This window comes from Marininema halotolerans (assembly GCF_900116235.1).
GTDB lineage: Bacteria > Bacillota > Bacilli > Thermoactinomycetales > DSM-45169 > Marininema > Marininema halotolerans.
The window spans coordinates 290,655-313,375 of sequence record NZ_FPAA01000001.1 but is presented as its reverse complement, the minus strand read 5'-3'; the positions used below and the strand labels follow the sequence as shown (position 1 = coordinate 313,375).

Sequence of the window (22,721 nt, the reverse complement as noted above, 5' to 3'; positions counted from 1 at the left end):
CATGTGGCTGAGTGGCATGCTATTTTCACCGTTGATAGGTGTTGTCGTCCTTTTATGCTTACCAAGGAAACGAGGTCAGTTGCACCGTGTGATGGGGTTATTCGGTACATTGCCTCCGTTACTTCTCGCCTTCTATATCGCCTTTCAGTACAACATTCAGCAAGGCGGCATCCAATTTCGCGAGCATCTACCCTGGTTCAGCATTCCATTAGGTCAAGGACAATCGTGGGAGTTTGCTTATCAATTGGGTGTTGACGGATTATCCCTCTCCCTGATCATCATGACGGTGATCATTACGGCATTAGCAGCGATCGCCTCCTTTGTCATTAAAAAGAGAGAAAAAGGGTACTTTCTTCTCTTTCTATTGTTGGAAGTAGGGGTATTGGGTGTATTCTGTGCACGTAACCTTTTTCTCTTTTTCATCTTCTTTGAAATCACATTAGTAACCATGTTCTTTTTAGTTGGGATTTGGGGTCAGGTGAATCGCGAGCGTGCAGCGAATCAATTCCTTCTTTATAATGGTGTCGGCTCCGCTTTGATGTTACTTGGCTTTATTGGGATCCAGTCACTCTTTCAGACGATGGATATGGATCAATTGCTTGGGATTATGAGTAATCAGCAAATGATGCTCGCCCTTGCCCACAATGAAATGGCACAACGGGTGTTGATGGGATCCTTTGTATGCATCGTCCTCGCCTTCGCCATAAAGCTTCCCATATTTCCTTTCCATACCTGGATGGTCAAGGTACATACCGAGGCCCCGCCGGCCGTGGTGATGATCCATTCGGGTATCCTACTAAAGATGGGAGCGTATGGATTGATTCGGTTTGGCGTAGAGCTATTTCCTGCGCAGGTCAAAGAGATTGCCTTTATTTTGGCCATCTTGGGATTGATCAATCTGTTAGTTGGGGCGGTGCTTGCCTTTAAGCAGACGGAGTTAAGGCGCATTCTTGCCTATTCCAGTGTGAGCCATATGGGGATCATCCTATTTGGCATCGCTTCGCTCAATCTATCGGGATTAACGGGTGCGGTTTTCCAGACGGTGTCCCATGGTTTTATTTCCGCTCTATTGTTCTTCTATATCGGTCGACTGTATGAGCGGACGCGGACAACGGATATCACAGAGTTAGGTGGACTTGCTGCACCGATGCCCGTGATGACAGGAATCCTTCTGATTGGAGGTTTAGCACTGCTTGGATTGCCAGGTATGTCTGGTTTTATCTCTGAGTTTCTGGCATTCCTGGGTCTTTTTCATACACAGCCCACGATTGCCGTTATCGGGACAATGGGGCTTGTATTCGCTGCGGTTTATACCTTACGAGCCGTTTTGACGATTGGATATGGACCGACGGAACCCCGCTGGCAAAAATTGACCGATGCTCGTTGGACGGAACTTATCCCCATGCTCACAATGGTTGGGGGAATCCTCCTGATCGGGATATGGCCAGCTGTATTGGGTGATCCCATCCAGTCCACGCTCACCCAAATTGTCGCCCGAATAGGAGGGTAGAGGGATGAAAACATTGATCGACTTCGATTGGACCGTTATGGCTCCCGAATTAACGATTGCAGGGATGGCAGCCCTCTTATCGGTCATCGACCTGTTTCTCCATCCGAATAAAGATCGCCGGTTTTTCATGTGGCCGACACTGATTGCGATTGGAACGGCAATCGGGTTTGTGGCTACGCAATGGGGAAAGCCAGCGTATCAGATATTAGCGGATACGTATCGGGTGGACGATTTTGCATTCGTCTTTAAAATGATCCTCCTTATCGGAACGGCACTGGTTGCGGTCATCTCCTATGGAGCTTTTCGAAGGGAGAAGGGGTTTGCAGAGGGGGAGTATTATTATCTCCTTTTAGTGGCCCTCTTGGGTGGCATGGTGATGACTTCCTCTGGGGATCTCATCACGCTCTTTGTCGGATTAGAGCTCCTTTCCATCGCCACCTATATTCTCGTTGGGATGCGAAAGCGCGCCATTACTTCCAATGAGGCCGCTTGGAAGAATGTTGTATTAGGTGGGGTAGCGTCCGCTTTTATTTTGTATGGCATGTCCTTTTTATACGGGCTTACTGGGAGTACCAACCTCTTCACGATGAAGGAGCGGTTAGGGGAAGCCCTGACAAGTGGGTACGACCTATATGCATGGTTGGCGTTGTTTTTGATCGTATTTGGCTTTGGTTTCAAAGTAGCGGTCGCCCCATTTCATATGTGGGTACCCGATGTGTATCAAGGGGCACCTACACCCATCACCGCTTTTTTAGCGGTTATCTCAAAAACCGCTGCTTTCGCATTGATGTTGCGGGTTTTCCTTACCGGCTTTTTACCGTTGTTTCAGGGGGGTGGAGGAACCCTCGTCGATGAGGAAACGGGAGGGAGGCTTCTTCTGACTATGGCGGGACTTTCGATGATCCTTGGGACGGTGATCGCCTTGCGCCAACAAGATGCCAAGCGGTTGCTCGCCTACTCCAGTATCGCCCAAGCAGGGGTTATCCTCGTTCCCATGGCGACATGGGGACCCTTTCTCTTTCCCAGTACCGTATACTATCTAGTGGGTTATTTATTTACAACACTCGGTGCATTTACCGTATTAATGCTGATTGAAGGAGATGCAGGAGATAGCAAACTGTCCTCCTTTGCGGGTCTTTCCCGGCGCGCTCCCCTTACCGCTGGGGCGATGGCCCTCTTCCTCCTTTCGTTAGCAGGGATTCCCGTAACCGTTGGCTTCTTTGGCAAGTTTTATATCTTGATGAATGCGATCGTGACCGGATCCCCTGAGCACTGGGCAATGTATCTCATTGCTGGCATCATGTTAATGACCACGGTTGCCTCCTATTTCTACTACTTTGGGATTATTCGCATGATGTATTTCCGTCCCCCTCAACGAAGAGAAGGTTTACGGGTTCCAGTCGGTGCCATGATGGTCATTGGCATCGCATTTATTGCGACCCTCGGTCTCGGTTTAATGCCTCAGTGGATATTGGGTATCCTGGGGAATTTGGATTGGGGAGCAGCCTTATCGCCAGTGAAGTGACGGAGTAATTTTTGTGGTCGGACCATAAATATAAGCCGCTGATGGGCGGCTTTTTCTGTGGTCAGATGGACCGGTAATCATCCACCCTTTATATGCTTTTGCATTACCTACAAGACTTTCTGCTTATTTTGTTGCTTCTTGGAGATGAATGACACGATAAAACATCCACTCTAAAGCGGTTAATAGGAGCCCCATTGTGAGAGCCGCAGAGTGGCTGATGAAGAACCATGGAATGGCGTAGGAGATACCGAGTAGTACCCATGCGTATAAAATAAGATCGATCAATAATAAGGTTGAGAGGCTACGGGCGGGGGTAAGGAGATAATAAACCGCAGTGCCGACAAAGGAGAGACAAAGAGCGATCATGACCAAAATTTGCGGTGGTCGTGAAGCAATCTCTGAAAGTAAACGGTCGGCCAATACTAATACCATCCAGCAACTAGCCCAACGAACAAGGAAGGAGAGGATCATCCAATAATGCCTCCATGGTTGTGATTTAACCGTAGTATACCACTAGATTAGTATCCGATGTCATTAATAGGAAATCGTTGCGTTCAGTTTCGATTTGAGGTAGCATTGGAATATCTTGAATTCAACTATACAAGGAGTGCATGGGATATGGATGGAGCGACGGGCTTCGCTATGACTGCACTCGTCAATATTGTAATTTCTCTTGCCTGTATTGCTTTTTGTTGGTGGATGTTGCAAAATATCCGCTTGGATGTGTTTATGCGAGAATCCCAAGGCGCAAAAGGAAAGGCCTTGTTAGTCGTACTTTCGATTGTACTTGGCCATGGGTTAGCTGTGTTTATAATTGATTACACAAGTTGGTCCCGACTGCTTCCGCATTTAGTCGGTTAGGGACTCCCTGGAACATTCTCGGTTGACCGTATATCCCGTTGATCCCTCGTACAGAATGGTGGAAAAAGGGTTGGGAGACGGTAATGATGAGAACACGAGAGTGGATTCGTAGGGGACTAATCCTTGTGTCGGCTGTTTTTTTGCTTGCGACGACCCCACAACCACAGGCTGAAACAACATTGACAGAAGCACTGATTAAAGCGGGTGCTACACCTGAAAAATACATGTTGCATCATGGCAGTCGAATGCCTAATTCAATCTCCTTGAAAAGCCTTCCCCATCAAGTGGATCGCCTTGCAAAGGATTTTGGCTTAGGTACGATGCATAAAGCGCCGGTGGCTGAGGGTCTCAGGTGGACAGCTGAGGGCACATGGGGACGAAACTTGACCGTGGAATGTAACGTTATTGTTGATAAGCCAGAGGACGCCTATGTAAAACCATATCTATCCATTCAAGTAAAGGGGCATGGGCGTCCCGATGAAGGGCTGATTCTTGCCCGGGACCACATGATTCAAATTCTCCGACAGTATCATATTCAACCTCGCACTCATTTTTCTATCCAAGGTACTTTATCCAAATTGACTGATTCCTATGGGCAAAAAGATAAGACGATCCAGCAAGTGCTCACACGGCTTGGGGCACGAAAAGTGGAGTCCATGAATACGGATCGTACGACCAGTGTGTCCGCGTATACTCCTCTTTTTTCCGGGGGGCTGGTAACTAAAGGTGGAGAGATGAATGTCCAGGCGGCTGCCAAGGTAGCTACCGATGACCGACATGTAATCTTGACCCTGGGTACCCCGATTATCACGATTGAATATTAGTTCGCGGAGGGAATAGCTTTGGAAAAAATCATTGTTCGGGGCGGCAATCGCCTCAAAGGACGCGTTCGTGTACACGGAGCGAAAAACGCGGTCCTGCCTCTGATCGCAGCCTCCATCTTGCCATCCCGAGGAAATCTTGTTATTCAAGATGTTCCGATGTTGGAGGATGTAAAAACCATTTCAGAAGTACTCAGAAGCTTGGGCGTGCAGGTTGACCTAGATGAGGAACGCTCAACGATTCAAATTAATGCGGAAGCATTGACTAGCACCGAAGCTCCCTATGAATTGGTTCGTAAAATGCGAGCTTCTTCATTGGTAATGGGTCCTCTTCTTGCGCGAAAAAAGCATTGTCGGATTCCTTTGCCAGGTGGATGTGCAATCGGAAGTCGTCCCATCGATCAGCACCTTAAAGGATTGAAAGCTTTAGGTGCGGAATTTGAAATTGGGCAGGGCTTTATTGAGGGACGTGTGCCTGATCGTTTGCGTGGAGCTAAAATTTATTTGGATGTGGCAAGTGTAGGAGCCACCCAAAACATTATGATGGCGGCGGCTCTTGCTGAGGGTCGAACCATTATCGAAAATGCTGCATGTGAACCCGAAAACGTCGACTTAGCTAACTTTATCAATGCGATGGGTGGACGGGTTCGTGGTGCCGGCACGGATACGATCCGCATTGATGGTGTCGACTTTTTACATGGAACAGAATACTGTGTGATTCCGGATCGTGTAGAAGCAGCTACCTATATGGCAGCCGCTGCGATTACCCGTGGCGAAGTGTTTGTAGAAGGTGCCCTCTCTGATCACTTAAAACCCGTGATCGCAAAGATGCGTGAAATGGGTGTTGAGGTATTGGAGGGTGAGAATGGGATCCATGTACGGGCAGAAGGGGATTTAAAGCCGGTCAATGTGAAAACCCTACCCCATCCTGGATTTCCAACAGATATGCAGTCGCAAATGATGGCTCTTTTGCTTACTGCGAATGGTAACAGTACGTTAACGGAGACGGTTTTTGAAAACCGTTTTATGCATGTGGAAGAAATGAAACGAATGGGTGCCAAGATGAAAATCGACGGTCGCACAGTGATGATGGAGGGCGGACATTCCCTCTCTGGTGCAACGGTTCGTTCTACCGATCTACGTGCAGGGGCCGCGTTGGTATTGCTTGGCTTGATTGCAGAAGGTGTTACCGAAGTGACAGATCTGTTTCATATTGACCGAGGCTATGTGGACTTAGTCGGGAAGCTTCGTGGTTTGGGTGCGAAAGTGGAACGTATATCAGAGGAAACAGGTCAGGAACGGATGCAAGATCAGCACTCATACGCATAACCTATTTGCTTACAAAATACCGCAGATCCCTGCGGTATTTTTATTTTTGTAACACGGGGTAGCCAACTTTTTTGCTCAGCAACTTCTACCGTTTCTTGATTCGACATAAGGTGGTAAAAGAGGTTGTCCTTATGCGACAAAGAGGAGGCGAAAGGGTTGCACAAAGGAATGTTCTTGGTGGGGTTGCTATTAGTTGGGGTGATGGTTGCGATACCAGCACTGCTGGTACATCATACAGCGAGTCCAACTCTTGTCGAGCAAGGGACACAAAGTAAGGGCGGCATGAAAAAGTCTAGTTTAGAGAAGAACGACGTGTTAAATGAGCCCAGTGTTACCGTTTACCTCAGCCACGAGAAACGAAGGATTACTTTACCTTTGGAGAGGTATATTCGCGGGGTAGTGGCAGCAGAGATGCCTGCGGACTTCCATGTGGAAGCGTTAAAAGCACAAGCGCTTGCTGCGCGTACCTATATAGCCAATCGCCTATCAAAGAATAGTTTTCCCGATATGAAACAATGGGGAACCAAGGCGAAGGGTGCACAGGTAACCGATACCGTACAACACCAGGCCTTTGTAACGGACACCGTATTACGGGAAAAATGGGGAGCAAAGTACGATGCCTTATCAAAGCGAGTCAATGAGGCAGTCGCATCAACTGGGGGTGAAGTCATCCAATATAACGGGAAACCCATTTATGCTGCTTTTTTTTCTACGAGCAATGGTTATACCGAGAACTCAGAGGATTATTTCACCGAAAAGATGCCTTACTTGCGCAGTGTAGCATCTCCCTGGGATCGTCAGTCCCCGAAGTATGAAACGAAAAAAACCTTTAGTCTCGCTGAATTGACCCAACGCATTCAAAAATCGACTGGGAAACAAATTGCGATGGCTACCTCCACGGGAAATGGCATCATGCAGGTAAAGGATCGAACACCTGGAAATCGAATTGGTCAGCTTCGCATTGGGGATCAGCTTTTTACTGGTCGTCAGGTGAGAGAAGCGCTTGGGCTTTCGTCCTCGGATTTTTCCTGGAAAGTAAAGGGGAAGGATATTACTTTTACAACGAAAGGGTACGGGCATGGTGTCGGGATGAGTCAGTGGGGCGCTAACTTGATGGCCCAGCAGGGAAAGAGTGTACAGTCGATCATCAAACATTACTATCAAGGGGTGGCCATAGCGAAAGGAAATTGGAAATAGATCGTCCATCTTTTGCTCAGTGGAGGATTCTCCCTGTCATGAAATTATGATCAGGTACTAATTTTGTGGTACAATCATGGCAGTGAACGAGGAGTTTGTGTCACCACTTTGCAGAAGAGGGGATTATCGACATGATCATCCAACCGAAATTCCGCGGATTCATCTGTACGACAGCTCATCCCGAAGGATGTGCAACCCATGTTCGTGAACAGATTAACTATGTGAAAAATCAACCTTCCATTCAGGGGCCGCGCAATGTTTTGGTGATTGGGGCATCGACTGGCTATGGATTGGCCTCACGAATTAGTGCAGCCTTTGCTGCTAAAGCTGCCACTGTGGGGGTCTTTTTTGAAAAGCCTGCCTCAGGTAAACGAACAGCGACTGCAGGTTGGTATAATACCGCAGCATTTGAAGAAGAAGCCCACCGCGAAGGGTTGTATGCAAAAAGTATTAATGGGGATGCTTTTTCCAATGAGCTAAAACAGGAAACCATTCATTTAATTAAACAAGATTTAGGACAAGTTGATTTAGTGATCTATAGCCTTGCATCGCCCAAACGGAAGCACCCTGTAACAGGGGAAGTCTTCTCTTCGGTACTTAAGCCGATTGGCGAGTCCTATACGAATAAAACTGTTGATTTTCATACAGGAACGGTATCAGAGGTGAGCATTGAGCCTGCCAATGAAGATGAAATTAGGCAGACGGTTGCTGTAATGGGTGGAGAAGATTGGGAGATGTGGATCGATGCCTTGGACAAAGCGGGTGTACTCGCAGAAGGGGCGACTACCCTTGCTTACTCTTACCTTGGTCCATCCTTGACGTGGCCGATCTACCGCGATGGCTCGATTGGGAAAGCCAAGATTGATTTAGATGCGACATCTCATCGATTGGATCGTCGTTTAAAGGAACAGGGTGGGCGTGCTTATGTCTCAGTAAATAAAGCGGTTGTGACCCAATCCAGTTCTGCCATTCCTGTTGTTCCACTTTATATATCCATTCTCTTTAAATTGATGAAAGAACAAGGAACCCACGAAGGTTGTACAGAACAAATCTACCGTTTGTTGGCAGAACGTTTATATGGCGGAGAAGCTACAGTCGATGAAGAGGGGCGCCTCCGCATTGATGATCTTGAGATGAAGCCAGAGATACAAGATGCGGTTACCCGTCTCTGGTCAGATGTAAAGACGGAAAATATTAAGGATATCTCGGATCTGAAAAGTTACCGCGAAGAGTTTTTCCGCCTATTTGGTTTTGAATTTGAAGGGGTAGACTATGGGGCGGATGTTGATCCGGAGGTAAAGATACCGAGCATCAACGAATAATGAGTGCGGGTCATACAGTGATAAGAAATTAATACAGCCCAAGGAGCGGGATGGATTAACATAGATCCTACACCTTGGGCTGTTCACTGTACACTTTTTAAGATCTGCGGGTGTCAACACACGATTAGAACGGGAAGGCGTTCATGTAAAATAGCTGATTTCACTCGCAGGAAAATACTTAGTAATCACGTTTTCAAGGTGATCCCTTAGTTGTTGCATTTGATCCTTTGGATAGACGTATTTTGAGCGTCCATATCGTCCCCATTTTTTTTGACGCTCTTCTTCGTTCATATTTAGCTTGGTTTTGGGATAGCGCTCTTGTATGATGTTCTTGGCTGTTTTGGTAAACCGATGGGTAATTAACTCAAAATGAAGGTCAGACAGGGCGTCATCGGGTAGGCTCTCACGTAATTTGCGAAAAAGTTCCTCATACCCCTCTTCCCATCCTTCATGGATCATGATGGGAGCGACGATAAAGCCAAGGGGATAGCCTGCTTGTGCTACTTTACCAGCGGCTTCAATTCGCTCGTTTAAAGGGGAGGTGGATGGTTCGAAGTATTTAACCACATAATCCGTATTAATGCTAAAGCGGAAGCGTGTGTGTCCATGATGCTTTGCGTCCAACAGGGGATCCACATGGCCAAATTTGGTGACAAAACGAAGGCGACCGAGTTCTTGCTCGCCCATAAATTCCACGGCTTTTTTTAATGAGCCCGTTATATGTTCAATCCCCACAGGATCTGAAGTGCATGCAGCTTCAAAACGGGTAATTTCAGGAGCTCTTTCGTCGATATATTTTTTAGCGGCTGCAAAGATTTCCTCTAGATTAACATAGGCTCTCACATAGGGGCGATTGCCCATGGTTGTTTGCAGATAGCAATAGTGACAGTGTCCCATACATCCTGTTGCAAGGGGAATTGCATACTCAGCCGATGGCTTTGACTGGTCAAAGCGCAAAGTTTTTCGCACCCCGATGACGAGGGTGTTTTTTGCATTGCGATACTTTTGTAGTTCGGTCTCGCCAGGTATCCCTCGTACTTGATTATGGGAAGTGGTTCGTGAGATTGGTATACCAGAATCTTTATAGCGTTGATAAATTTCTTGCCCTAAAGGATATTCAAGGGCGCGGGGTTCAAAAAAGAGTAGATCGGGTTCGAAGGGTTTCATTGTTATCACCTGCAGTTAGCATAACCTGCTTCCCTGTGGTGATACGGTCATATCTACATCCCAAATATGGTAAACGTATTGCTTGGTACGATGACCCAGCTGTTTTTTATACCAAGTTACTTTTCTCTTTTAATTTTGTTGCAACAATTACCTGAATACTTAAGTAGGGCGCTCAAATGTATTCATACAAAAATAGAATGCTTTAATTAATCAATGCGCTTTAAAGGGGTGTTTCACCCTTCTCATTACCAAACTAATAATCTATCGACGAAAAAAATATGAAAATAATTGTTTGGTTGGTATGAAAGTTTGATTTTGTGTCGAGAATGGTTGCTGAGGTGATAACCTAATGAAACCAGAAGACAATAAACCGGTAAAGCCGGTCCGTAAAGTCTCCAGTCTCAAGTGGAAACGCCTCTTTGCTAAAAAGTGGTTTTTCCCAGCTGTCTATCTTGCGACTGCAGCACTTATCCTAAGTCTGGTATGGTGGTATCAAGGCGCCCAAAACTCCGGCGTAAATAAGACCAATACCAGCTGGGAAGATTCGTTCAAACAGGAAGAACCCACAATTGGCAAGAGCGAACACATGAAGTCTCCAACAAAAGAGATTTCAAAAACGGTTGAGTCCATGGGTTACTATGATGAAGCTGCTTCTGAAAAGTCAAAAGAGGCTGCTCTTGTAAAATATTCTAACACCTATTGGCCTCACCCGGGTCTGGACTATGCACGAAAAGATGGGAAGTCCTTTGACGTATTGGCGGCGATGGGCGGTAAGGTTCTCCTTGTAGAAGAGAACCCGTTAACGGGACATCAAGTAGAAATTCGTCACAACGACGGAGTCGTGACGATCTATCAAAGCTTAGCTGACGTGTCCGTTAAAAAAGGGGATACGGTTTCGCAAGGGGATACGATTGCAAAAGCGGGTCGCAATAACTTTGAAAAAGAAGCAGGGATTCATCTGCACTTCGAAGTTCGAAAAGATGGTGAGTCGGTTAACCCTGCGCAATATCTAGGGAAACAGTAATTCGATTTTCTAGGATTGATTCATCGCCACCTCCTTTTGAGGTGGTTTTTTTTTGGTGCTTTCGGCTGAATAGACGGAAAATTTGCCTGAAAACGGCTTGTCACGGCCTGTCAGGTGAGAATAACCGCTGACACGTCTCATATAATGTACCAGACATTGAGAGAGGGAGGCGAGGGGAGTGCACGATTACATCAAAGAGCGGACAATCAAAATTGGTCGCTATTTCGTGGAAACCCGGAACACCGTCCGCACGATTGCCAAAGAGTTTGGGGTTTCCAAGAGTACAGTACACAAGGACCTAACCGAGCGACTACCCGAAATCAACGCCGAATTGGCCAACCAGGTTAAAGAAATATTAGAGTACCATAAGTCAATCCGTCATTTACGAGGTGGCGAAGCCACAAAGATTAAGTATAAACGTACTCGTCCCCAGAAAGAAAATAAGGATTTAGAGACGACGATTAAGGTTTAAATGAAATAAAGGCATCGTAACCTCGCCTGCTCTTGTAGGAAAAGAGTGAAATTTTCCGGGCTCCGGTTGAAATACATAGCGATGGAAGGACCGGTTCCAAAGGGCCGGTTCGCCGGTCCCGGCAAGGTGATAAACAACCATTGATGGAGATGAGGATGCACCCTCGTTTCTTTTTGCTAACCAAATAGGGAAAGGATGTAATTTCCTGGAGTGGATGACTTAGAGTGTAGACTTGTACTTCCAGTTACGATATATTTTATCTATGGAGCAAGTGCAACTGACAGGATTTATCAAGCCGTACATATAGAAGAATGCGGTTTTTCGGTTGGACGAGCTACCCGATGTTTGCGTTAACCAACTTTTTGCTGCTCGGAGAGGATAACCAACATGCAGGGGAACGATGACAAGCAACCCCGTGTGCGGGAAGACGGCAAAGCGGATAAGCAAAGGGTGGCCTCCCACGAGGGCGGGGACAAATCGCTGCCTCGGCGGGAGGGCTCTCACGTCCCTGAAGCCGAGAAGGAAACAGACTTTCCCACAGTGCGGGATGACATGAAATTAGCAGACCATAAGAAAGCGATGGATGTTCCGATGGAGGACCCTAAAGCGGCATCAAATAGAGACGTTCACGAGGGTCAACGGGAGGGAGCCACAGTGTCCCAATCCAATGATGATGAGAAGACATATGCCTCGGAGAAGGCGCATCACTCTCACGAGGATGATCATCAGGATCAATCACAAGCTCATGAACAGGTCTCTTCTACAGAGAAAAACTGGGATGATCTCAAAGTGGATCAGAAGGATGGTATAAAGAATCACGATCAAGATGACTGGAATGAACCACTCCAGAATTGGGAAGGTCATTTGGATCAAGACTGGGGTGTCTCTCCAGAATCAGAAATGGATGAAAACCGTCCCAAACCTGTTGGTGAATTAAAATGGAAAAAAGAAGAGGCTGTGGGGGAGAACGAGGAGATCGTCTCTGCCATGGATCAACAAGAAGAACTCCCGTCTGACCCAAATCCTTCTCAAAAGGATAAGGATGACGAAAGTAACTTTTCATCACCCGAACCAGAGGATCCATGGACCGAGGTCGAACCACCTGGGAAAACCAAGAGGACGCGGCGTAAGGTGTTAATGTTTACCTTGGTTTGGCTGCCTGTGTTATCTCTTGGTATGCTGATTGGTGGTGTGCTGATCGGATACAGTGTGATTGGCGAAGGATCAGCTGGCGATGTATTTAGTACCCAGTTGTGGGAGCACTTATACAATTTGATTTACGGGTAAAGGGGTATGAAGAAAGCCCGGTCATGCTATCCAATGGATGGCTTGGGCGGGATCTTTTATGGTTGGGCAGTGCTGTTAGTGTGGGGCGGATCATGAAAAGTAGGGAGGAGGGATCCCGATGAATGTGCCCAACCTGCTTACCATTTTTCGGATCGTTCTCATCCCAGTGTATTTAGGTTTATTTTTCTCCGATTTACCGAATCGTCTGTTGTGGGCATTCGGTGTATTACTATTAGCAGGGTTAACGGATGTGTTAGACGGTTATTTAGCCCGCCGTCATCAGCAGGTGACTCAGATAGGTGTCATGCTGGATCCCCTTGCGGATAAACTGATGATGTTAGCCGTGTTTCTTTCCTTATTGATTTCCCAAATGATCAGTATCGCTGCTGCTGCTGCGATATTTACCCGTGATGTGGGGATGATTTTATTGTCTGCGTTTTTTCACTTTCGTGGCAAGTTAACCGTCCCTGCTAACTTAATGGGAAAATTGACAACCGTGTTATACTACGTAGCCCTCTCGCTCTTAATGTTTGAATTCCCAGTGGGGAGCGAATTCTTATGGGGTGTAATTATTTTCTCCTTCATAACATCATTAATCTATTTGCTACAATTTAAGATGTTGAACCAACGAACGATGTAAAGAAGGGTATCGAGGGATGCCCTTTTTTTCTGGAAATCTTTACCGGGGGTGTCAGTGTTGGCTGAGAAGAATGTCATTCGGGCGTTGATGGTACAAACGCCCTCTTTGCCTGGGAATTTAGGCAGGGTAGCAACAACAATTGGACAGATCGGAGGCGATATTGGGGAGATCGAAACGGTTCAGGTAGGTCCTACATGGACGATGCGTAATATCACCGTTCATTGTGATAGTGAAGCACATTTGCAGGAAATATTGGAGGCACTCACGCTACTGGAAGGCGTCATTATTCACGCAGTTTCAGATGATGTGCTTCAAGCGCATGAAGGTGGAAAGATCCATATGAAAAGCCGTCTGGATATCCGTTCGATCTCAGATTTGCGACGAGTATATACGCCAGGGGTCGCTCAGGTGTGTCGTGAGATTGAGGAGGATCCAGAAAAGGCACGGATTTATACAAGCATAGGGAATACCGTTGCCATTGTAACCGATGGCACTGCGATTTTAGGGTTGGGAGACATTGGGCCTGTTGCAGGAATGCCTGTAATGGAAGGCAAAGCCGCACTATTTGACCGATTTGTAGGGATTAGTGCCATTCCGATTCTTTTGGATACAAAAGATCCCGATGAGATTGTACGGACGGTAAAAAATATTGCACCAGGCTTTGGGGGGATTTTGCTAGAAGATATTGGATCTCCGCACTGCTTTGAGGTGGAAGAACGATTAAAAGAAGAGTTGAACATCCCCGTCATGCATGATGACCAACATGGTACCGCCGTAGTTACCTTGGCAGCGGTTATTTCAGCTTGTCGAAGTGCAGGGATTGAGTTGAAAGATGCATCCGTCGGACAAATCGGACTCGGGGCTGCGGGGCTAGCTATATGCAGGATGTTTAAAGCTTATGGGGTAAAGGAAGTAATGGGTGCTGATTTATCTGACGAGGCCAAGGCACGTTTAACCCACTATGGTGGTGAGCCTGTTCATTCCTTAACGGAGTTGATGGAGCGCTGTGATATTGTGATTGCTACGACCGGTGTTCCAGGATTAATTAAAAAAGAGTGGATTCGTCAGGGGCAAGTGATCCTTTCTCTTTCCAATCCTAAGCCGGAGATTGAGCCGGAAGATGCCTTAGAAGCGGGAGCTTCCTTCGCAGCTGATGGTCGTCTAGTCAATAATTTATTAGGCTTTCCTGGCATTTTCCGTGGAGTACTTAATGCGCGATCAACAAAAATAACGGAACCGATGTTAACTGCAGCGGCGGAAGCAATTGCAGCTTGCACGAAGCTAGGCCACCTTGTGCCGCATCCATTGAATCAGCATGTGCATCAAGTGGTTTCTGAAGCCGTTGAAACCGTGGCACATTCAAGTGAGTGAGACAAAGTTAGGGCACCGAGTTCGCTCTCGGTGCCTTTATTTTAAGCCATCGCCACTAGTAAGCGAGGGACCATCTATAGTCTAAGAACCGAATCCTTCTTTCATACATGGAAAAAGGGCGCTTTCTCATCAGGATTTGGCATGATGTGCTACAATAAATGGGTGATTGTCCACGAAGCAATCAATGAATTGGATATACCTTGGCATCGATTGTGAAGGGAGCGAAAAAGATGGAAATGAATAATCAACAAATCCAGGAGATACTCCCCCACCGATATCCATTTTTGATGGTGGATCGCATCTTGGAATGTGAGATGGGTAAACGCGCAGTGGGATTAAAAAACGTGAGTATTAATGAACCGTTTTTTCAAGGACATTTTCCTGGATATCCAGTCATGCCAGGCGTACTCATTGTCGAGGCTTTAGCCCAGGTAGGGGCTTGTGCTGTACTGGGAATCGATGAAAATCAAGGGAAGCTTGGGTTTCTAGCAGGAGTTGATGGTTTTCGTTTTCGTGGTCAAGTGAAGCCTGGGGATACCCTTACACTCGAAGTCGAATTGGTCCGCTTACGCGCTTCGATGGGTAAAGGAAAAGGGGTAGCGAAGGTGGATGGTCAAATCGTTGCCGAAGGGGAACTACTATTTGCAATTGCTGATCCTAATGGCTGATTTTAAATGATATGCACATAAGAATGGATAGAAACAATCAACCGGTTGGTCCTTTCGGTACACAAATCGTGTGCAGGGAGGGTCAACCTTTTTTTAGGGGGAATTACCAAACGCGAAGAAGAAGATAAAGGAGACCCCATAAAAGGAGGGCTATAAAGCTTGCATTGAACATCCCGATTACCGAATCAAGGGGGTCAGGCTCACCAGGTGTACGGTTGTGGGTTGCGGACATGATCGATCCCTCCGTTCTTATGAGGCAGATATCCTTAGCTTCACACACCGATTCACTCACAATTCCCTCCATTCTTTGTAAAGAATTAGTTAACTTCAGGATTATCCCGTAGTTCAAAAGACCTTTTATCTCGTTGGCAAGGGGGAAGGGGAATGATCAACGAGAGAAAGAGAGAGGTGTAGGGTTGTGAAAACGGTAACGATCGTAGGTGCACGTCCTCAATTTATTAAAGCCGCTCCAATTTCTCGAAGTTTGCGAAAACAAAGTAAAGAGATCTTGGTCCATAGCGGACAGCATTATGATCAGGCGATGTCGGACATCTTTTTTAAGGAACTGGATATTCCTACACCTGATTATCACCTTGGAGTGGGTTCAAAGGGTCACGGTGCTCAAACGGGAGAAATACTGGCTCAGGTCGAGGAGGTTTTATTTCGAGAGAAGCCGGATTGGGTGTTAGTCTACGGTGATACAAACACCACGTTGGCGGGGGCACTTGCAGCGGCTAAGTTGCAAATACCCGTCGCTCATGTGGAGGCTGGTTTGCGTAGTTTTAACAGAAAGATGCCAGAGGAAGTAAACCGAGTGTTGACTGATCATATGTCGACTCTGCTCTTTTGTCCTACGGATACCTCGGTTCATCATTTAGCAACGGAAGGAATTACACAAGGGGTCATGCAAGTCGGTGATGTGATGGTGGATGCGATTCGTTATAATCGGCTCATTGCTGGTGAATCTTCTCAAATACTTGAACGAATCGGTTTAGAGAAGGGATCTTATGTGTTAATTACCCTTCATCGTGCAGAAAATACGGATGATCCTAAGCGATTAAGTGCAATTGTTCGAGCCCTTAATCAATTGTCTGTTCCCTCTGTGCTCCCTCTTCATCCGCGCACGCGAGGCAGAATGAAGGAACATGGATTGACTTTCAATAATCCAAATTTGTTAGTAATTGAACCCATCGGGTATTTAGACATGCTATATCTTGAATCACAAGCTCTTAAAATTTTGACTGATTCGGGCGGGGTACAAAAAGAAGCGTTCATATTAGAGGTTCCCTGTATTACTATGCGTGATGAAACGGAATGGACAGAGACCATTGAACAAGGTGCCAATTGTTTAACAGGTGCGGATGAGTGGCGGATTATCGATTCAATCGAAGGGTTTTCAGCAGATTTTACCCATGTCCCACCTGTATTTGGAGATGGGTATGCGACGGACCGAATTGTCGATCACCTCTTGAACTACATGAAGGTAACATAAGGTTATACCGCCCTGTTGCCTGAGAAAGGAAGATGGGTTGCTGACTATGAATGTAAAGGCATTGATTATTTCTCATATGTATCCAAATCCAGCCAACCCGATGGCGGGGATATTTGTTCACAACCAAGTAAAAGCGCTTCGAGAAGAAGGGGTCGAGTGTCGTGTTCTTTCTCCAATTCCTCACTTACCCTTCTATCCAAAATGGCGAGACTATCAACGATTTCCCCGGACAGCAACCATGGATGGGATTCCAATCCGATATGTGCCGACATTTATGGTCCCTGGTGGATGGTTTTTTTCTGCGTACGGATATTTTTATTTTAAGGCGTTGCAAAACGAAGTAGCAGAATTGCGTAGACAATTTTCCTTTGATCTTATTCATTGTCATACCATTTTTCCAGATGGGTATGCGGGTACAAAATTAAAAGATGCATTTTCAACGCCTGTCGTTAGTACAATTCATGGATCGGATATTCGACTATACCCCCAACAATCCAAAGGGGTATATCGAAGAACGGAAGAGGCTTTGCGGAGAAATAATCATGTCATTACCGTGAGTGAAGAACTAAAGCGCGATGCACAAAAGCTCATTGCTGGAGTCGAAGCGTCAACGGTTTATAATGGCTTTGATCCCCATCGCTTTTCACCCACGTGTCAAAAAGAAGCCCGGGATCAATTAGGGGTTCCCCAAGATATAAAATCGATCCTGTACGTGGGCAACTTATACAAGGTGAAAGGACTTCATGTCCTGATTGATGCCTTTGCCAGACTGGCAGCAACCGATGATCAAGTTGCTCTCTACCTTGTAGGGGGAGGGCCATTGGAGGGGGAGTTACAAAGACAAGCAAAGCAAGCAGGCGTCCGTGAGCGCATTCATTTTATAGGACGACGCCCCCATGAAGAGATCCCCATTTGGATTAATAGTTGTGATGTTGTGGCATTAACGAGCTTGAGCGAAGGAATGCCCTCGATCATTATGGAAGCCATGGGTTGTGGCAAACCAGTCGTGGCAACGGATGTCGGTGGGATCTCTGAGGTATTGCAACATCGTCGGACGGGCTTCTTAGTAAAGCCGGAGCGACCCGAGGAAACGGCACAATGCTTATCCATTCTTTTAGCGGAGAATGAGGGACTTGCCTACGATATGGGGGAACGTGCATTTACAGAGTCAGGGGCACTTACTTGGAAGCGAAATGCTGAACAAATCATTAGTTTATATGAGCGAGTATTAATTGATCATAAGCATTCAGTAAAAAATAGAGGGTGATAAATAGTTATCAATATGGTATATTGTCTTTGTTATATTTGAAATATTATACATCAACCCCAGTTAAACCCTGGAGGGAGATAGGGATGTGTGGGATAAAAGGATGTGGCTTGGAGAATCCTTTTTAATTCGTGATTAAATCCTTCCTATTTCATTCATCATTTGTTCTAGTCGGCGATCGATCTCCATAAGCTATTAGGTGAAGGGAGCGGTGGCCGATTTTTTTAATGAAGGGGATATTGTGATTTTTGTGCATTTTATGTAAAGAAAGATTTAAAAATCCATGGAAATGATTCTCCGGTTCACTCCCCTATGGTACATTGAACGCGAGTTTTGTCAGTTGATGTAGACAGAAGAGAGGGAGACGATTGATACGGTATGGAATCGTTGGGTGTGGTCATATTGCAAAAAAACATGTGGAAGCCATTCAAGCGACGGTGGATGCAGAGTTAATTGCTATTTGTGATCGAGACAATAATCGCCTTTCCCGCTGGTTAGCGGATGGAGTGAGAGGATATACAGATGTTGAAACGATGTTGCAAGAGTCTCCGGTTGATGTGGTATGCATCTGTACGCCCAGCGGGACTCATGCAGCACTGACGATTCAAGTGGCGCAGGCTGGAAGACATGTCATCGTCGAAAAACCGATGGCACTATCCCTTGCAGATGCTGATCGAATGATTGATGTATGTAGAGAACAAGGGGTCAACCTTGCAGTGGTTCATCCCAACCGTTTTCGGCCAGCGATGGAAGTGTTGAAAAAACGAGTGAATGAAGGTGCTTTCGGCACCTTTAGTCATGCAAACGCAACGGTTCGATGGAATCGCGATCAAGCATACTTTGATCAGGATCCTTGGCGAGGCACCAAGGAGATGGATGGCGGAGTCTTGATGAATCAAGCGATTCATAACCTTGATCTCTTGATATGGATGATGGGGGAAGTCGAAGAGGTATCATCGTATCAAGCGACACGGCTGCGAGACATTGAAGTAGAGGATGTCATGGTTTCGGTGCTTCGTTTTCGTAGTGGGGCACTAGGAGTGATTGAAGCGGCGGTTACCCTTTATCCCAAAAATTTAGAGGAGACGCTTTCCCTTTTTGGTGAAACGGGAACCGCAGTGGTTGGGGGACCAACGGCAAATTGGATTCAATCTTGGCAATTTGCTGATCTTTCGCAAGAAGAGGCAACTGAAACCATACAACAAATTACGAAGAACCCCTATGGAAAACCCGGGCATCAATGCCTCATTGAAGATATGACAACAGCTATCAAAATGGGTCGTCCCCCTATGATTACAGGGGAAGATGGAAGACGTGTTCTTGCTTTGGTAAATGCTTGTCAACAAGCAGCTGCCACAGGACAACCCGTTCGATTGGATGAATCGATAGGAGGGATAAAACGATGAAAACTCCTTTGATGGATCTGAAGGGACAGTATGAGTTGATCCGTGAGCAGGTGAACCAAGCGATTTTACGTGTGTTAGATAGTGGTCAATATATATTGGGACCTGAGGTAAAGAAGTTGGAAGAAGAGGTTGCGCACTTTGTGGATGCTTCTTATGGCATTGGTGTAGCCAACGGGACCGATGCCTTGGTTCTCTCTTTAGATGCTGCGGGAATTGGACCGGGTGATGAAGTGTTAACCACGCCCTTTACCTTCTTCGCTACGGCTGAAGCAATTTCTCGTGTAGGTGCAACACCGGTATTTGTTGATATTGACCCAAAAACCTATAACTTGGATCCTGATCAATTGGAGACCCATCGAACAGAAAAAACCCGAGCGATTCTTCCTGTTCATATTTTTGGTCAAGCAGCAAATATGGTCGATATCATGGCTTGCGCCCGTGATCACCATTGGTTTGTGTTGGAAGATGGTGCACAAGCGATCGGAGCAGAGTTTAAGGGGCATAGGGTTGGTTCATTAGGGCATGCGGCTACCTTCTCCTTTTTTCCTACGAAAAATCTTGGGGGATATGGCGACGGTGGCATGATCGTTACTAACGATGAACATCTTGCTACAAAAATCCGTAGCCTCCGTGTGCATGGTAGTGATCCCACTAGCAAATACATTAATCGACAAATTGGCTATAACAGTCGCCTCGATGAATTACAGGCAGCTGCCTTACGTATTAAATTAAAATATTTAGAAGAATGGAATCAAGCACGCAGAGAATGTGCTCAGTTATACGATCATTTACTATCAAATCTACCGATTGGTACGCCTCAGGTATTGGAAGGAGCCACTTCCGTCTATCACCTCTATATCATTCAATCCGAAGAGCGCGATGCTTTGATGGCTCATTTACAAAAGCGAGGGATGGCTACCAATGCGTACTATACCGTTCCTCTTCATCTACAAATAGCCTACCGTGAACTGGGATACCAAGTGGGCTCCCTTCCTCATGCGGAGGCACTTGCAAAACGCACATTGGCTCTTCCCCTCTACCCAGAAATGAAGGAAGAGACCATCTACCAGGTTGCAGATGCGGTGAAGGAATTTTACCAAGGGACGGTGTAACTGATGCCAAACATCAATCGTATGGTTCCAAACAATGATGCCGACTTCCTCGTAACCATGAATCCTGTTTCAGGTGGGGTGTACCCAGATATCCGTGATCGATCACTGCAGATGGAGAAAATCCTGGAAAGAATCAATCGTAAGAATGCAGTGATTGGTGTCATCGGTTTGGGGTATGTTGGACTTCCTTTAGCTCTTGAAAAGGCGAAGGCGGGTTATCATGTCATCGGTTTTGACATTCAAGAAAAACGAGTGGACATGGTGAACCAAGGAATCAATTATATTGGGGACATCATTGATGAAGAGTTGGCTGACACCGTGCGCCGTGGCGGCTTAAAGGCAACAGCGGATTATGCTGACCTTGCAGATATCGACGCCGTAGCTATCTGTGTCCCTACCCCGCTTGACCGATACCAACAGCCGGATACATCCTATGTGGAAGCTTCTGCGAAGGAGATTGCAAAACGGTTGCATCCGGGAATGCTCGTCGTATTAGAAAGTACCACTTATCCAGGCACGACAGAGGAAGTGGTTCTACCGATTTTAGAAGCGGGAGGGCTCAAGGTTGGCGAGGACTTTTATCTCGCCTTCTCTCCTGAACGGGTGGATCCTGGAAATAAGGTTTTCAATACCAAAAATACGCCCAAAGTGGTTGGGGGTGTTACTCCAGCTTGCACACAAGTGGCTGCAGCATTGTACCGCAATGTCCTCGAGGGTGAGGTGGTAGAGGTATCGAGTCCGGCGGTTGCAGAAATGGAAAAGATTTTAGAAAATACCTTTCGGAACATTAACATTGCGCTAGCCAATGAAATGGCTGTTCTCTGTAATAAAATGGGAATCGACTACTGGGAAGTGGTCGAAGCGGCAAAATCAAAGCCCTACGGCTTTATGGCCTTTTACCCAGGCCCAGGTCTAGGAGGACATTGTATCCCGATTGACCCCTATTACTTAACTTGGAAAGCTCGAGAGTATAAGTATCATACGCGGTTAATTGAATTGGCAGGGGAAATTAACAACTATATGCCGGATTTTGTTGTGGAACGCTCGATGCAAATTTTGAACCGTTACCAAAAATCGATGAGTGGTGCAAAGGTACTTATTTTAGGAGTGGCCTATAAACGGGATATTGATGATATGCGCGAGTCACCTGTGTTGGAGATCATTGAGAAGCTAGAGAAATGCGGTGCTGAGCTATGGATCAATGATCCGCATATCCCTGCATTTACAGTGAAAGATCATCACTATGAAAGTATGGAGTTAACTGCGGATTTACTTCAAAGTGCGGATTTGGTTTTAATTACGACCGATCATACGGATTATAATTATGATATGATCGCAACCCATGCGCGGGTAATTTTTGATACAAGAAATGCAATGAAAAATACAAAAAACATTCAAGGGGACTACGAAAAAATATAATGAGTTAATTCAATGGAACTATTAAAAGTGCTTTAGAAATAGGTAGATGATTCGTCGAAAGGAGGGGTACAATGAACCAATGGATCCATCCGTCAGTGAAGATTGGGAATGGAACCACTGTGGGGTACTTTAGCGTTGTTGAAGAAGATGTTGTTTTGGGCGATAATGTCACCGTTGGCAACCACGTGACCGTCCATGCAGGTACCCATATTGGAGACGGGACGATGATCGCTGATAACGCTGTGATTGGTCGGTGGCCTCGCCCGGCTAAGACGAGCACGGTTAAAGTGGATGCTGATCTCCCTGGTTTAAAGATTGGGGGAGGGGGAACCATTGGGGCAAATGCGGTTCTCTATCGGGGTAGTACCATCGGCGACAATGTCCTTATTGGTGATCAAGCGCTGGTTCGGGAGAAGTGCCTGATTGGCGATGACGTGGTAATTGGATGTCAAGTCGCGGTGGAAAACCAAGTGGAGATTGGATCTCGAACGAAAATACAGACCAATGCGTATATTACTGCTTATTCTCGGCTTGAAGAAGAAGTTTTCATCGCACCTGGAGTAACGACAACCAATGATAACTTTATGGGTAGGACAGAGAAACGCTTTCAATTGATCCGGGGTCCTATCATCAAACAAGGGGCCCGAGTAGGGGGAGGGGCGATACTCCTCCCAGGCGTTGTTGTTTCTACAGAAAGTTTTATTGCAGCGGGTGCAGTCGTTCACCGAGATACGGAACCGGCTACGGTGTACATCGGAGTACCTGCCCGTTCTCATAGACCGGTACCGAGGGAGGAGATACGCAACGGTTAGATACGGTAAAGGGGCCAAC

The 22,721-nt window shown here is 46.3% G+C and carries 22 protein-coding genes; 19 read left to right on the top strand and 3 right to left on the bottom strand.

What is annotated here, in order from left to right; translation table 11 throughout:
• The first annotated feature begins 1 nt into the window (after window position 1).
• Together CHX35_RS01535 and CHX35_RS01530 are read left to right on the top strand one after the other, a co-directional pair.
• The gene (locus tag CHX35_RS01535; protein WP_091832784.1) at window positions 2-1,510 is read left to right on the top strand and encodes a complex I subunit 4 family protein; all 1,509 of its coding nucleotides are present in this window, start codon (window positions 2-4) and stop codon (window positions 1,508-1,510) included.
• A 4-nt stretch (window positions 1,511-1,514) separates the two neighbouring features.
• Window positions 1,515-3,035, top strand: a complete 1,521-nt coding sequence (locus CHX35_RS01530; protein WP_091832781.1) for an NADH-quinone oxidoreductase subunit N — start codon at window positions 1,515-1,517, stop codon at window positions 3,033-3,035.
• A gap of 123 nt (window positions 3,036-3,158) precedes the next feature.
• Here CHX35_RS01530 and CHX35_RS01525 read toward each other — a convergent pair whose 3' ends face one another.
• Window positions 3,159-3,506 carry a hypothetical protein gene (locus tag CHX35_RS01525; RefSeq protein ID WP_091832778.1) on the bottom strand — a complete coding sequence of 116 codons (348 nt, stop codon included), beginning with the start codon at window positions 3,504-3,506 and terminating at the stop codon, window positions 3,159-3,161.
• A gap of 147 nt (window positions 3,507-3,653) precedes the next feature.
• Here CHX35_RS01525 and CHX35_RS01520 point away from each other — a divergent pair, with 147 nt between their 5' ends.
• The 5 genes from CHX35_RS01520 to fabV all read left to right on the top strand — a co-directional run bounded on the left by CHX35_RS01520 (window position 3,654) and on the right by fabV (window position 8,565).
• On the top strand, window positions 3,654-3,896 hold the full coding sequence (locus CHX35_RS01520; protein ID WP_091832775.1) for a DUF1146 domain-containing protein: 243 nt from the start codon (window positions 3,654-3,656) through the stop codon (window positions 3,894-3,896).
• A gap of 86 nt (window positions 3,897-3,982) precedes the next feature.
• A complete protein-coding gene (locus CHX35_RS01515) occupies window positions 3,983-4,720 on the top strand; it encodes a YwmB family TATA-box binding protein (RefSeq protein ID WP_176391824.1) in 738 nt (245 codons plus the stop codon).
• 18 nt (window positions 4,721-4,738) lie between these two features.
• Window positions 4,739-6,046 (top strand): UDP-N-acetylglucosamine 1-carboxyvinyltransferase, encoded by a 1,308-nt coding sequence (gene murA, locus CHX35_RS01510; RefSeq protein ID WP_091832769.1) that lies wholly within the window; start codon window positions 4,739-4,741, stop codon window positions 6,044-6,046.
• Between the two features lie 156 nt (window positions 6,047-6,202).
• Window positions 6,203-7,243: a stage II sporulation protein D gene (gene spoIID, locus CHX35_RS01505; RefSeq protein WP_245838572.1), complete on the top strand. Its 1,041-nt coding sequence runs from the start codon at window positions 6,203-6,205 to the stop codon at window positions 7,241-7,243.
• Window positions 7,244-7,374: 131 nt separating this feature from the next.
• Entirely contained in the window at window positions 7,375-8,565 is a 1,191-nt protein-coding gene (gene fabV, locus CHX35_RS01500) for an enoyl-ACP reductase FabV (protein ID WP_091832765.1), read from the top strand.
• A gap of 141 nt (window positions 8,566-8,706) precedes the next feature.
• On the opposite strand, the gene splB is transcribed toward fabV, so the two are convergent.
• Complete coding sequence (splB, locus tag CHX35_RS01495; protein ID WP_091832762.1) at window positions 8,707-9,732, bottom strand: spore photoproduct lyase; 1,026 nt, start codon at window positions 9,730-9,732, stop codon at window positions 8,707-8,709.
• 349 nt (window positions 9,733-10,081) lie between these two features.
• Here splB and CHX35_RS01490 point away from each other — a divergent pair, with 349 nt between their 5' ends.
• The 6 genes from CHX35_RS01490 (at window position 10,082) to fabZ (ending at window position 15,194) form a co-directional block, all read left to right on the top strand.
• Window positions 10,082-10,756 (top strand): M23 family metallopeptidase, encoded by a 675-nt coding sequence (locus CHX35_RS01490; protein WP_091832759.1) that lies wholly within the window; start codon window positions 10,082-10,084, stop codon window positions 10,754-10,756.
• 178 nt (window positions 10,757-10,934) lie between these two features.
• A complete protein-coding gene (spoIIID, locus tag CHX35_RS01485) occupies window positions 10,935-11,228 on the top strand; it encodes a sporulation transcriptional regulator SpoIIID (RefSeq protein ID WP_091832756.1) in 294 nt (97 codons plus the stop codon).
• 387 nt (window positions 11,229-11,615) lie between these two features.
• A complete protein-coding gene (locus CHX35_RS01480; RefSeq protein WP_091832753.1) occupies window positions 11,616-12,515 on the top strand; it encodes a DNA-directed RNA polymerase subunit beta in 900 nt (299 codons plus the stop codon).
• 118 nt (window positions 12,516-12,633) lie between these two features.
• Window positions 12,634-13,155, top strand: a complete 522-nt coding sequence (gene pgsA, locus CHX35_RS01475; protein ID WP_091832751.1) for a CDP-diacylglycerol--glycerol-3-phosphate 3-phosphatidyltransferase — start codon at window positions 12,634-12,636, stop codon at window positions 13,153-13,155.
• Between the two features lie 87 nt (window positions 13,156-13,242).
• Window positions 13,243-14,526 carry an NAD-dependent malic enzyme gene (locus tag CHX35_RS01470; RefSeq protein WP_091833437.1) on the top strand — a complete coding sequence of 428 codons (1,284 nt, stop codon included), beginning with the start codon at window positions 13,243-13,245 and terminating at the stop codon, window positions 14,524-14,526.
• Between the two features lie 230 nt (window positions 14,527-14,756).
• Window positions 14,757-15,194, top strand: a complete 438-nt coding sequence (fabZ, locus tag CHX35_RS01465; protein ID WP_091832748.1) for a 3-hydroxyacyl-ACP dehydratase FabZ — start codon at window positions 14,757-14,759, stop codon at window positions 15,192-15,194.
• A 103-nt stretch (window positions 15,195-15,297) separates the two neighbouring features.
• Here fabZ and CHX35_RS17945 read toward each other — a convergent pair whose 3' ends face one another.
• A complete protein-coding gene (locus tag CHX35_RS17945) occupies window positions 15,298-15,426 on the bottom strand; it encodes a hypothetical protein (protein ID WP_281252039.1) in 129 nt (42 codons plus the stop codon).
• 186 nt (window positions 15,427-15,612) lie between these two features.
• Here CHX35_RS17945 and wecB point away from each other — a divergent pair, with 186 nt between their 5' ends.
• From wecB to CHX35_RS01435, 6 genes are all read left to right on the top strand, one after another.
• Entirely contained in the window at window positions 15,613-16,686 is a 1,074-nt protein-coding gene (gene wecB, locus CHX35_RS01460; RefSeq protein WP_091832744.1) for a non-hydrolyzing UDP-N-acetylglucosamine 2-epimerase, read from the top strand.
• A 46-nt stretch (window positions 16,687-16,732) separates the two neighbouring features.
• A complete protein-coding gene (locus tag CHX35_RS01455; RefSeq protein ID WP_091832741.1) occupies window positions 16,733-17,953 on the top strand; it encodes a glycosyltransferase family 4 protein in 1,221 nt (406 codons plus the stop codon).
• A 368-nt stretch (window positions 17,954-18,321) separates the two neighbouring features.
• Window positions 18,322-19,359 (top strand): Gfo/Idh/MocA family protein, encoded by a 1,038-nt coding sequence (locus CHX35_RS01450; protein ID WP_091832738.1) that lies wholly within the window; start codon window positions 18,322-18,324, stop codon window positions 19,357-19,359.
• Entirely contained in the window at window positions 19,356-20,471 is a 1,116-nt protein-coding gene (locus CHX35_RS01445) for a DegT/DnrJ/EryC1/StrS family aminotransferase (RefSeq protein WP_091832735.1), read from the top strand. The genes CHX35_RS01450 and CHX35_RS01445 overlap by 4 nt, the downstream gene beginning before the upstream one ends.
• A gap of 111 nt (window positions 20,472-20,582) precedes the next feature.
• Window positions 20,583-21,890 carry a nucleotide sugar dehydrogenase gene (locus CHX35_RS01440; RefSeq protein ID WP_091833434.1) on the top strand — a complete coding sequence of 436 codons (1,308 nt, stop codon included), beginning with the start codon at window positions 20,583-20,585 and terminating at the stop codon, window positions 21,888-21,890.
• Window positions 21,891-21,961: 71 nt separating this feature from the next.
• The gene (locus CHX35_RS01435) at window positions 21,962-22,702 is read left to right on the top strand and encodes an acyltransferase (protein WP_091832732.1); all 741 of its coding nucleotides are present in this window, start codon (window positions 21,962-21,964) and stop codon (window positions 22,700-22,702) included.
• The last annotated feature ends 19 nt before the right edge of the window (window positions 22,703-22,721 follow it).